13 protein-coding genes are annotated in these 12,444 nt (G+C 45.6%); 2 read left to right on the top strand and 11 right to left on the bottom strand.

Annotation, left to right across the window (positions count from 1 at the left end):
• Nucleotides 1-172: 172 nt before the first annotated feature.
• The 10 genes from MYF79_RS20545 to MYF79_RS20590 form a co-directional block, all read right to left on the bottom strand.
• Complete coding sequence (locus MYF79_RS20545; RefSeq protein WP_247809628.1) at nt 173-550, bottom strand: hypothetical protein; 378 nt, start codon at nt 548-550, stop codon at nt 173-175.
• A 39-nt stretch (nt 551-589) separates the two neighbouring features.
• Nucleotides 590-1,207: a hypothetical protein gene (locus tag MYF79_RS20550; RefSeq protein WP_247809630.1), complete on the bottom strand. Its 618-nt coding sequence runs from the start codon at nt 1,205-1,207 to the stop codon at nt 590-592.
• On the bottom strand, nt 1,194-1,979 hold the full coding sequence (locus MYF79_RS20555; protein ID WP_247809632.1) for a hypothetical protein: 786 nt from the start codon (nt 1,977-1,979) through the stop codon (nt 1,194-1,196). Before MYF79_RS20555 ends, MYF79_RS20550 begins: the two co-directional genes overlap by 14 nt.
• A 42-nt stretch (nt 1,980-2,021) precedes the next feature.
• Nucleotides 2,022-2,933: a hypothetical protein gene (locus tag MYF79_RS20560; RefSeq protein WP_247809634.1), complete on the bottom strand. Its 912-nt coding sequence runs from the start codon at nt 2,931-2,933 to the stop codon at nt 2,022-2,024.
• Nucleotides 2,934-3,513: 580 nt separating this feature from the next.
• Nucleotides 3,514-4,512 (bottom strand): alpha/beta fold hydrolase, encoded by a 999-nt coding sequence (locus tag MYF79_RS20565; RefSeq protein WP_247809636.1) that lies wholly within the window; start codon nt 4,510-4,512, stop codon nt 3,514-3,516.
• A gap of 58 nt (nt 4,513-4,570) precedes the next feature.
• Entirely contained in the window at nt 4,571-5,011 is a 441-nt protein-coding gene (locus MYF79_RS20570; protein ID WP_247809637.1) for a nuclear transport factor 2 family protein, read from the bottom strand.
• Between the two features lie 29 nt (nt 5,012-5,040).
• The gene (locus MYF79_RS20575; protein ID WP_247809642.1) at nt 5,041-6,024 is read right to left on the bottom strand and encodes a VOC family protein; all 984 of its coding nucleotides are present in this window, start codon (nt 6,022-6,024) and stop codon (nt 5,041-5,043) included.
• Between the two features lie 21 nt (nt 6,025-6,045).
• Nucleotides 6,046-6,675, bottom strand: coding sequence for a nitroreductase family protein (locus tag MYF79_RS20580; RefSeq protein WP_247809644.1), 630 nt, complete (start codon nt 6,673-6,675; stop codon nt 6,046-6,048).
• A 118-nt stretch (nt 6,676-6,793) separates the two neighbouring features.
• Nucleotides 6,794-7,990 (bottom strand): sensor histidine kinase, encoded by a 1,197-nt coding sequence (locus MYF79_RS20585; protein ID WP_247809645.1) that lies wholly within the window; start codon nt 7,988-7,990, stop codon nt 6,794-6,796.
• 170 nt (nt 7,991-8,160) lie between these two features.
• Nucleotides 8,161-9,111: a transporter gene (locus tag MYF79_RS20590; RefSeq protein ID WP_247809647.1), complete on the bottom strand. Its 951-nt coding sequence runs from the start codon at nt 9,109-9,111 to the stop codon at nt 8,161-8,163.
• Between the two features lie 144 nt (nt 9,112-9,255).
• Between MYF79_RS20590 and MYF79_RS20595 the strand changes: the two genes are divergently transcribed.
• Nucleotides 9,256-9,612, top strand: a complete 357-nt coding sequence (locus MYF79_RS20595) for a nuclear transport factor 2 family protein (protein WP_247809654.1) — start codon at nt 9,256-9,258, stop codon at nt 9,610-9,612.
• A 52-nt stretch (nt 9,613-9,664) separates the two neighbouring features.
• On the top strand, nt 9,665-11,581 hold the full coding sequence (locus tag MYF79_RS20600) for a sigma-54 dependent transcriptional regulator (protein WP_247809663.1): 1,917 nt from the start codon (nt 9,665-9,667) through the stop codon (nt 11,579-11,581).
• Between the two features lie 18 nt (nt 11,582-11,599).
• On the opposite strand, the gene MYF79_RS20605 is transcribed toward MYF79_RS20600, so the two are convergent.
• On the bottom strand, nt 11,600-12,292 hold the full coding sequence (locus MYF79_RS20605; RefSeq protein WP_247809664.1) for a Crp/Fnr family transcriptional regulator: 693 nt from the start codon (nt 12,290-12,292) through the stop codon (nt 11,600-11,602).
• Between the last annotated feature and the right edge of the window lie 152 nt (nt 12,293-12,444).

Raw genomic sequence — 12,444 nt, forward strand, 5'->3', positions numbered from 1 at the left:
GAAAAATGACAGATTCACTTACAGAAAAGCGCAGTAAAGACAGGCATCGCTTCATAGCGACCAAATAATAACAAGACCCCACCTAGGATCCATCTGAAGCAGCAAAAAGCCGGAATTACAATATGCGAGGGGCCCAGGTAAAGACAGTAAGCAGCGGGGCGATTGTGCTGCGTTACGATCTTTGTTTCAGATAGTCCTTAATAGCGCTGTGATACACTGTACTTCCCGGATGCGCTTTGTAGTTCGCTTTCCGTACCGGATCATTAACAATTGCCCGGGCATATGCCACAGCTGCTGCAAACTTGGATTTTTCATCCAGTTGAGCGGCGGATGGAACCACATTGCTCATATCAGGATACTTGGTCAGAAAGGTCTGGCCCTTTCTATTTTTAACTACAAATTCTTCTTGTAATACAGCCTTACTAACCTTATAACCGGTTAATAAGACGTTTCTTGTTTTCGCCATAAGTGAATAATCTTTTTTAAAATCAGAAAAAATAATATTGCGGGCTTTACCTAACTTTTGCGTTGATAAAGTGGGGCCGGGCAAGACTACCCGGCCGTCGTTTTACCCTTCTTATACTTACTACTACTTTCTTTTATCGCGTGAATCAGGCTGAAAAGCAATCAGGTTAAACATCTCACGCATGCGGCTACGCACATGATCTCCATAGATGGTTTCCAGTTCTGCGGCATTTAATCGTGTGATGACATGTGTGATCATCCCATGAGAATGCATCAGATTGTACCTGGTGAACAGGATCTGTGACATGAGATTGATCTTATTGCCCCAATAGTTAACCAGGGGCTCAAGGCCAAGATCATCGAAGCAATGAACATACGGCATGCGCCTGTAAGGATTGAATGCCTTCCTGCTATATCTCATAATCACGTCATTACCCATGTCCGTAAACTCCAGGCTTATCTCCACAGAAGATTTAAGCATGGGACGGTGGTCAGGCAGACTGAAATTTGACAGGATGCGCATGATCGACGTTTTGCCGCAGCCTACGGGCCCGGTCAAAAGCAGCCCTTTGTGCAGGTCAACGTTCTCCTTTGCTGCAACTTCTCCGTCGCGGAGAAAATAAGCGAGCAGCTTCATGACAACGGGCCTGTCGATATCGTCGATCACAAAATCCCTGCGATACAGGTCACTGCCTTTCTCTTGTACCTGCTGCAGCAGGTAGTGGTAATCAAAGTGGGTCATCGTAACGTTTGTCTTTTGCTGATTCGAGCCCTCCGGTTGTTGATGTGGTATTTGCAATAGCATTGTTTTTTAATGAAGGAATGCGGCTGATCCATTTTTCCGCGGCGGCCTTCCAATCCAGGATAGGCATGCCGCTCAAAGTCCAGCCAATGGCCTTGTAATGAAAATAAAACAGCCCCGCTTCTTTGTCTGATTGCGCCGCGGAACGGAAATACGCACATATCTCTTCCAATTCCGGCGCCGCAGGCACAATAATTTTATCTTTACTTTTTTTTTGCGCGCGCGCTGTTTTACTCTCGTTTATAAAATTGTTTATTTGTTTATTATTATTAAAGTGGAGCAAAATCGCCCCCGTATGTGGGGCACAATTGCCCCCCTCACCTGGATCTTTATTGCTCCGCATATGTGGGTCACTTTTTTTCGCTGTATGTGGAGCGGTTTTGACAGACTGTGGTGCTTTTTTTTCCAGCGGGACCATTTTTACCGCACAGCGCAGGAATGGTCTTTCGGACGGATGATAAGTCAGGAAACCAAAGTCATGTAGCCGCTTCATGCATTGCAGGTATGTACGAAGCGAGCCTATCTTGCTGAGCTGCACCACTAAACTCCGGTCCACCATTAAGGTTCCCGGAAAATGCGCCAGATTCCACAAATGAAACAAGGCCACATAGAGGCTAATATCGTTTGCACGTAGTCGTTCGTGCTCGTGGACAAGGGTGTAGAATGCATTGAGGTGGCGGATGAAATTAACGCCGGCATACTGCTTATTCATAAATGATGGTTATTTGAGTTTTTAACAAATTGGGTTAACATCCTATTTACTGATCATTTCGAGCTCTAACATCCTCTTCGTGTGGTATATCTCCCATTTCAGCCATTCGTCCAGTACTGCCTTCAGCGACTGCTGGCCACTCCGGTAGGATGTGCCGTTTTCAACCAGCTGGTGCGCAATTTTCTTTCGCCGTTCTATGAGCCATATGTACCTTTTCCTGTTGTCGGCAATGGCGGTAGTTTCTGCCCTGAACCGGGACGTTAAATAACGTACATAATCTGCACTGTTGAAATCGATGTACTGCAGCCGGTTGTACAGTCGCCAGACATTGTCGTTGCCTTTCTTTACAAACCCCAGTAACTGACTCGCCAACTTTTCAATATAATCGCGGTTACAGTACGTGAGATCATCGTCATTCGGCGATGAGACCGACATTTCCAGTGGGGCAGTTACAATGCGCTGCAATCGGTCATCGAGCGACCTGAATCGGGGCGAACTCTTTACCGTCACCAAGGTTCGCATAATGAACTCATGAAACAAAAACCTGCTGTAAGCCGGTATCTTGTAGTCATCGTCCATATACTGGTAGAAATTCTTCTCCAGGAACAGGTGCAAATCGAACAGCAGTTTGTGGAGGAACTTAAATAAATACCTGCCTTCAGGATCAGGATCAAGTATGTCCATCTGCCTTACTTCAATGTCCGGAAGCCATTGCATCAATTTATCCAACAGCGGCACAATGCTGTACTGACAGGACTTTACAGCGACACGAATGGTCTCATCATTTGTTGAATTTTTGAGCGATGACAAGAACTCCTGTTCAGGATGTTCAAGTTTCGGATGTCGGCTAAACATTACCTGGCCGATAAATTTTGGATTGAGAATGGGCGACTTTCTCAATTGCCTTGGAATTTCCTCGTTAATGAGGAATGCGAGATGGTTTAACATCATCATGTTATTCAATTTTTGGTTAAAAAATAATTACAAGTTCAATGCAGGTAAAGCAGACGCAAATTTTTTGCGCACATACATACATGTGTTGAATTATTTTATAGTAAGAAGTCGTAAAAAGCTATGAAAGAAGGGGTAAGGAGTCCTGTAGAATTATAGTAGGACCGGTAGAGATAGTAGGGATAGTAGGGCTAGTAGGGATAGTCGGGGAAGTAGGGCTAACAGAGAGGAAGTGGCATTAACAAAAGTATAATTGAGATTTGAACCTGAGAGATCAGGCAAGTCGACCAGATCGGTCAACAGTCGGTTTAAAGCGAGCTTTGTATGCATATGTTTCAATTTGAAATTTGTGTTATTGAAATTATAACGAAATGCAATTTAGGGAGTTTGTGAATATCATTAATCAGCATCTTAATATATTTTTACTACAAATACGATTTATACATCATACTTGTAACGTCGTTTAGAGATATAAGATAGATCGGTCTCCCCCTCACCCGGGTGTGGCATTTCAAACGGTAAATGTGGTACAATATCGAAAAGGCAGCTCCCCTTAAAATGAAGCTGCCTTTATTGCCGGTTATCAATTTAAAAACTGTTCTATCTCTCTAACTGTTACATCCGGCTGTTCCTCCGGTAAAAAGTGCCCGGAATTTTCCACTTTTACGAGCTTCACATCGGCGGCCTTTTTAGGTAAGGCATATTTCAGCCAGTCATAGCCTGGACCTCCTATACCCAGCACCGGCATTTTCAGCATGGCATAGTCCTTATAGTCTTCTATATCCTGTGGAAAAGCCTGATACCAGGCATTTCCTGCGTGAATGGCTTCCTTGCTGTTATACGTAGCCGCATATACTGCCCGGTCAAATGAGGACATTGAACTGTCATCCTTTAACAGGTAGTGGAACACCGTCTTTTGAAAAACTGCCGCACGCCCTGCCACCAATTCTTCGGGAAGACCGTTAAGTTGATTAAATGCAAACCACCAGACATATGGACGTGCAGGGTCCAGCTTATCTGTGGGGGTGCCGGGAGCCGGAAGCATCGGGATAGCAGCAAACGTTTCGTCCGGGTGAGGCACGTCAATCATCACCAGCTTTTCGACCAGGTCCGGATAATTAGCTGCCAGGCTAAATGCCACCTGTGCACCAATATCATGACCGGCAACAAATACCTGCTGATACCCCAGCGACTTCAGTAAGCCAGCTATATCTCCTGCTACTGTCTTTTTATCATATCCACCGGCCGGCCGGCCAGAAGTGCCCATGCCACGGTAGTCTACAGCGATAACAGTGTAATGCTGCTGCAATGCAGGCATCATTTTATGAAATGACCACCACGTTTGCGGCCAACCTGACAGTAACACCAACACCTTTCCTTTGCCACCGGTCACATAGTGTAACCGGACACTATTGATGGTTGCATAACCATTTTTAAAACCGGGTAATTGTGCCACCAATGATTCATCTGAGATCGATTGGTGATTTTGTTTCTGCGCCATTAGCTCAACTGATGCAGATAAGGCTATAAAAAAGACAATCCCAAATACAACACGGGGAATATGTTTCATGATTTGTTTCATACAATCTGTTTTTGCGCGTACATCCCTGAGCTGTGCATATCAGAGATGTACACCTTGCTTATTTCAATTTTTCCAGCAGACCAATCTGTCCAAACAATATAGTGGCTGCGGTATAGCAATGGAAAAATTTGACCTTGCCATTTTCCAGGTAAAAGAAGTCCGCACATGGCGTATTAATGGTCTTACCCGTAGCTGGTATTGTACCGATCGGAAGCTCCAAAGGCCCATTGTGCGTGCCATTCAATGTCAGCTCTACCATTACCATATTCTCCTCGTCTTTCACATATACCCTGAGTAACTCGCGATGCATATCAGGAAATGCTTTTGCATAAATATCAACAGTGAGCCCTATGTCTTCACCATAATATTTCTTTCCGGCAGAAACGTCCCAGAAATAACCATCAGGAGTAAACATAGACGCAAATAATTTTGAATCCTGCACTTCTGCTGCCTGATAAAGGTTGCGGATGATCTGTTCATTACTTAGTTGTGTTGCCATCAGTAGTAAGATTTTATTGTTATTAAAAATTATTTACTTACCGTATCCAGGAATGCATACAGCGATTTAATTTTGCCCTGTTCAACAGTGATAATGTCGACGCCTTTTACAAGCGACGGGTGGGCCTTATCGCCATAGTTCCAGAACAGCCGTACCATATTATGATTTGCCTCGATCCTGGCAAGTGAAAAACGGAAACCGGGATGAGACTGCTGCAGATTGCCAATAAATGTATTCAGCCCTTCCTGACCGGTGGATACATAGGACGCATCTACGAAAAGTACATTGGCAGTATAAAGGGAGGCCAATCCTGCAAGACGGGCAGCGGCAGCTGTGTTATTCCAGATTTCCAGGTGCCTGGTTGCGAGCTGTTGAAGCTGTCCTTTGCTGAGCGTATCTGCTGCAGAAAGTTTTACGGGAACGTTTTTGGGTGACCAGAGTTTAACACCGGGATTGTGTTTCTCATATCCTTTGCCGTTAGGATAAGTCACCAACTCCATTTTAGAACCCCATGGCGTCAGGAAGTAAACCCATGTTTCTCCTTCGGTATCGCCTACCGGCATGGTGAAGGGCTCCCCAAGGAATGTCACACCTTTCGACTTCAGGTACGCGATGCTGGCCTTTATATCAGCTGTGTAAAAAGCGATGTGTGTAGCGCCAATATCATCACCACCAGGCTGTGTTGTACTGCCCTTATTTTTATCATAATAGAACAGTTCAATGTTAGCGCCATCGCCAGCCCGGGTCATTTTTATGGTTACGGGGCCAGTGGCCTGGTTCATGTGATTGGCTTCTTTCCAGTTACTATCTAAGGGTACAGGTCCAATCTGTGTCACTACCTTAAAGTCCAGTACATCTGTAAAGAAATTAACTGCCTGTTGTAAATCAGGAACATTGATGCCGAAATGGTCAACGCCCAGTAAACTGACCTTGTTTTGTGATTGAGCGCTGCCGGCAAAGAGCATCATTAACAGCACAAAGCCTGCCGCTTTAAGAAATCCATTTTGTTTCATACATCTATTATTTTAAATTGTTTACAGATAGGTGATCAGTTCTTCCATTGGCTTCCTCACTTTCTTCAGCCGAAGGTTCCAGTCGTTGGCTACGGACCTGTACCCTATCGCCATCAGCATAGAACTTCTAAGGCCTTTTTGCGGAAGTTGTAATAATTCATCCAGTTGAGCGGCGTTAAAACCTTCCATTGGCGTTGCGTCTATCTGCTGCAGGGCTGCGGCGGCTACAGCAAGCCCCAATCCGATATGCGCCTGTTTGGCAGCATGGTGAAAATGCTGTTCCTGCGACAAGCCGGCGAAATAATTAAGTGCAAACTGCCGTTGCCGTTCTGATACCGATGAAGACTGTCCACGGCTTGCATTCAGGTAATCAAATACATGATTAATCCGCTCCGGCGTATAACTATCCCATGGGGCAAAAACAAGCAGGTGAGAACATTCCAGTATTGCTGCCTGGTTAAATGCGATAGGGTAAATCTTTTCTTTCAATGCCTGTGACGTGATAACAAATACTTCATAGGGCTGAAGACCGATACCTGAGGGAGCCAGTCTGACAGATTCCAGGATGTTGTCCATGACCTTGTCCGGCACTTGCTGCCCCGTCATTCTCTTTGTTGCATAACGCCACTGCAGCGATTCGATGATGTTCATATGAACTGTGTTTGATAACGCAAAACTAGAACACTGCGAATCGTTGCATGTTGACTTATGCCAGAAAAAAACGTTGATAAATATCAACAGACGCATTGTTAGGAGCGGAAGGTATGTATTACACGAGTATGCGCATTTGCTGGAAAGATATAGTGATCCGCACTCCTGCACTGCTGTCAAATTCCACTTTGCCGCGCAGCTGCCGTACCAATCCAATGATCAGGTTAAGACCGAAAGAAGAGGTAGTCTCCGGATCAAAGTCTGCAGGAAATCCAGGGCCATTGTCTGCGATTGATAATGTTACCCGTTCATCATCACAACACAGTGAGATGTGAATGTGTGGTTCTGCGTTCGATGGTAATGCGTATTTGATTGCATTCGCCACTGCCTCATTGATGATAAGCCCGATAGGTACTGCCTGTGATACATCCAGTTCAGTGCTAGCAGGATTTATTTCCACCGTCATCATGTCGTGTATAGCGCAGCTATCCTGCAAATATTCCAGCAGTTCATTCAAATAGTAATGCATATTTACGCCGGAGAAACTATCAGACCGGTATAACTTCTGATGGATGATGGAAATAGCCTGCATACGGTTCCTGCTTTCCCGCAATGCCTGTCGCGCGGTTTCGTTGTTCAGCTGAAGTGCCTGTGTATTCAACAGGCTGATGACGATCTGGAGGTTGTTCTTCACACGGTGATGCACTTCTTTGAGTAACCAGTCCCGCTCGTCCAGTAGTTCTTTCAGGGTAATATTTTGTTGATTGATCTCAAACTGTTGTTGTTTCAATTGCAGGTTAGCACGACGCTTAATATTGTATGCCCAAATGCTGATCAGCAATAGCAGCAGCAGCAAGGATCCTATAGCATAGGAAAAATGACGCCTGGTCGCCTCATGCTGTATTAATTCTCTTTGTGCACTTGTTTCAGTAGTGAGCACCGAGATATGTTTTTCTTTGAGCTCCAGCTCCCGGTCTTTCTGTTCTGTTTCATATTCTATTTTTAACTGCGCCAGCTGGCGGTCGTGCTTCATCATTTCCATAGAATCCGACAAAACCATATATTGTTGGTAGTGCCGGATAGCGGAGATATAATTGCCTCTCAAAGAGTCCAGCGTAAAACGTTTTTTTTCGACCGCCTTTAATGCCGCCAGGTGCTGCAGTACATTGCTTCTGGCAGTATCTGTACGGCATTGTTGCAGCTGTTTGTTAAGTTTGGTCACTGTCGGCCCTTGCTGAGCGTGAACAAGGAAGCATTTCAATAATAAGAAAGGAATCAGCAAAAGTATTTTGTTGCTGGCATTTGGTTTACTCATAAATGTGAGGTTGCTGTTCACAATTCAATGGGTAACAATAAAATGGACAGACCTGCTAAAACGGTCAATCTAACACTTATTTTATAGTGCAGCTATAAAAGGTGCGTTCACTGTTACCAATAAGAAACCCCGCCCACGCGGGCGGGGTTAACATTATAAGAAGACGGAGCTTACTTGCCAAGCGGAATGGCCGCGCGCAAGGTAGGCCTGAATCCGGCAGGCCGGTTCTGCACTGCAGTTTCCAGGAATCCTTTTGCTTCAATCAATCCACCGCGAGGGAGGAAATACGCCAGTCCCGGCCCATATCCCACCACACGTTCCCTGGTATTGGTAATACCATATTGCGCAGCATAGTAATCACCATGTCCATCGAAACGATCCTGATTGAATTGCGCCAGCAAATAGGTTGCTACTGCTATCCTGAGTGAAGGAAGAATAGCATAATCTACTGAAAAGTTGCCGTTGTAGAAAGTTCCGGGTTGTGCCTTGGTTCCAATAATATGGGTGTTATAATTGACCTGGTTACGGGAACTGACACTAAACTTTTGATCCAACATCAAGGTAAAGGTATGATAGAGACCAAAGGAAAAAAGATGTGCAGAAGGATTAATATTATAAGCAGTATTATAAGCCCCCAGTGGCAAACTGACATCCAATTCTGTGCGATGAGAAAATGCTTTGCCAAAAAGCTTTTTGTCTGACCACTGCACTGCTGTACCCAAAATCGGATCTCCCCAAGCTTTGGGATTCACCGAAGGCGCCACCCCACCTGCATTAGAAGCACTTACCTGGGCTACAGGAAGAATAACGGTAAAGCCCAGATTGCCACTAAAAACTCTGATTCGGGAAAGATATATCAGCTGGTACAATGTAGCCACTGAATTTATTTTCAGGGAAGCAGGCCCCTTATTACCATGCTGGTCATAGATGTCCCTGGTCTGAAATACCTGCACATAGCTTTGGTATAAAAAACCGGGCTTGCCGGCAATGCCATCAAAGACATTGGCAAGCCCTAAATTAGTTGGCGGAAGCACCGGGTCTTGCGCAGAAATGTGCCCGGGCATTGCAAGCAATAAGGTAAATAGAAACCCTATGGACGTAAAGATGGAGAGTGCTTTCATGGCACAAAACTACCCCGCACGCCACGCCGTCCAAATGACAAAAGCAAGAAAAAAAAATTGATATTTATCAATGGAAATTTCTACCAATTGTCAATAAGGTTTTGTAATACAAATGAAATCTTTGTGCTGTAAAAAACATACAATATGGAACCACAGGATCAAAGCCTTATTGAAAAGCACTTCTCCATCTGGAGCGAAAGAGATATCGCCAAAAGAGCCGCCCTCATAGCGGAGGTATATGCGGAAGATGTAGAGATCATAGATCCACATTTTGTGGCACAGGGCCGTAGTGAGCTGCAGCTGTTGATCACAAATCTGCAAGCCAAATTTCCTGAACGCAAATTCAGACTGCGTCAACCCATTGAAGGGCACCACAATATAGCACGCTTATACTGGCAGTTTGGAACCGAAGATATGCCGGCCCAGGAAACCGGTGAAGATGTTTTTGTGGTGGAAAACGGCAAGATCAGGCGCCTGCTGATCTTTATAGACGTCAGGTAATGTTACAAAGTTTTATATCATACACAAGAACTATAGATACGACAAACAGGGCATGAAAGAACATGTGTTAATTGTAGAAGATGAATATATACTGGCCAATGATCTGCGGCTCTTGTTAGAACAGGCAGGCCATAAGGTCTGCGCAATTGCAGATACGCTGGAAGATGCGAGGGAAGCGGTTTTAAAATATCGCCCCTCCTGGGTGCTGCTGGACATCCTGCTACAGGACAATGCAATGGGTACAGACCTGGCCAGGTTCCTGACCGAGCAGGGTGTCGGCTTCATATACATTTCCGCCAGCACAGATCAGCACATTCTTGAGATAGCCAAACAAACGCAGCCTGATGGTTTCCTGGTAAAGCCCGTGCGGGAACGGGACCTGCTGATGATGCTGGACATTGCCCGCAGTAAACATATCCAACACCAGGAAATAGCATCGCAACGAAAGCTGTCGGTACATAACCAGCTACAACAACTTGTAGATGGGGACCTTCCCCTGGAACAGATCTTAGCACGTATGCCCGGCATTTTTCAATCACTTGTGCCATTCGATTTTATGTGCTATGAATTCCTGTATCCCGGAACACACCTTACAAAAAGCAAAAGTTTTCTAAGGATTGGCTTTCATGAATACCAGTTAATCGGAAAGGAGGAACTGAACTCGATGCTCGGAAAGGGCCGGTCCCTGCAAAGGCAATCTATGTTACCACGCAATGTAGCCGGTGATATTTACAACCATGCTGCTTTCAGTCACTTAATCGAAAGAGAAGGCCTGGAACGTCTGCTGCATCAGCGTTTTGGCATCAATTCCTGCCTGCAATTCTGCCTTTCATTAGGCAAGATCAATGTCCAGCTTGCGTTTTATCATAAGCAGCCGGATATGTACAAGCCTATGCACTTGTCACTGCCGGCGGACGCACAAAAAGATCTGACAGCATTATTTAATAAGATTCAGTTAGCAGACAGCAGTTTTGCTGTCTGCACTAAAAAACAGGTAGCTCCATTGCCGAAACCGGCACAGCAGCATCCGGAAGGCATGCTGGGCAATAGTCCTGCCTTCCTGCGGGTACTCGACGATATAGAGACAGTGGCCAACACACCGGTATCTGTGCTCATCCTTGGCGAGAGTGGTACCGGCAAGGAACTGGCGGCCAGAAGTATTCACCAGCTTTCTTCGAGACAGCACCAGCCATTTGTAGTAGTGAATTGTGCAACACTGCCGGCAGAATTAATTGAATCGGAATTGTTCGGTCACGAGAAGGGCGCTTTTACGGGTGCTATTGATAAGCGAATGGGCAAATTTGAATTGGCAAACGGCGGTACGCTGTTCCTGGATGAAATCGGGGAAATGCCCCTCCCCTTGCAGGCCAAGCTGTTGCGTGTGTTGCAGGAAAGAGAACTGGAACATGTAGGCGGCAATAAAGTAGTGAAGGTGGACGTGCGCGTACTTGCGGCTACCAACAAACACCTGGAAGAGGAAGTAGCAGAAGGCCGGTTTCGCCTCGACCTGTTCTTCCGCCTGAATGTATTCCCGATGACCTTACCTCCTTTGCGCGATAGAAAAGAGGATATACCGATTCTTTGCAAGGCATTTCTGGAACAGAGCGCAGCGCGGCTGGGGAGCTTACCAGTACCGGTTCTGAGTGCGGAAGCGCTTTGTATACTGCAGGCTTATGAATGGCCGGGGAATATCCGGGAGTTGGAAAATTTGATAGAACGCATAGTGATCAGATGCCGAAAACCCGTGGTCGGTAAAGCAGATTTACCCGAACTGAAAAATAAGATGCTGCCAGATACCGCCGCAGATCAAACACTTTCGCAGAAAGAAGCAGCACATATTATTGCCGTGCTCAGAAAATGTAATGGCAGAGTGTCCGGCCCCCGAGGCGCAGCGGCAATCCTTGGACTTCACCCCAGCACCCTCAGCTCCCGCATCAAAAAGCTGGGTATTAAAAAGAAAATAATGTAAGCATCTGCCACTAAGCGTTCATCGTCCCTGCCAGTTTCTCCTGATGCGGCTCAATGTTTCGGGCTTTATACCCAGGTAGCTGGCAATGGTGTTCTGAGAAAAACGTTTTGCATATTCAGGCTGATTTTTTAACAGGTCCAGGTATCTTTCTTCAGCATTCATACTAAGCGCCATATGCACCCTGCACTGGTTGAAGGCCAGCCGGACATAATATTCTTGCTCGAGGAACTGACGGAATGCAGGAATCGCTATGGATAAAGATGCTATATGATGGTGACTGGCGGTCAATAATTCGGTATGTTCCAGCGCTTCGATATGATACCTGGATGCCTGACTGGTGCGAAAACTTTCAAGGTCGCCCAACCAGTTGCTCTCAGTATTGAAATAAAGAATGGATTCCTGGCCTTTATGATTCACGGCATAAGTACGCACGGCGCCTTGTATAATAAAGCCGAGACGCCGGCATACGTCTCCTTCCTGCAGAAAATACTGGCGCCTGCGTAGTTTGATGGGCTGAAGCCCGTCCATTATCTGGCATTTTTCGCCCGTTGTTAATTGCTGTCCTGTGGAGGCAGTCAGCGCCTGGAAAAAAGAGGTATAGCATCGGTTGAGCGAGGCGGATACTGCGACAGCCGTTTCTGTGCCCTTGTGCTGCTCCCCGTAAATATCATCATGAGGATTGGATATAACGTATAATTTAGTAGTGCTCATATAATCGTTTGAAGAGGAAACGATTAATATAATGCCCATTCTTAACACCATTGAAAATCAATAAATTATATTTCACATGGCAGTATATTTCGCGAAATCCCGCAAATTTTCGAAAGCAAGTGGCCTGATTCCGGTATCATATGCGTTGTGGT

The sequence above is a fragment of the Chitinophaga filiformis genome (assembly GCF_023100805.1).
Taxonomy (GTDB): domain Bacteria; phylum Bacteroidota; class Bacteroidia; order Chitinophagales; family Chitinophagaceae; genus Chitinophaga; species Chitinophaga filiformis_B.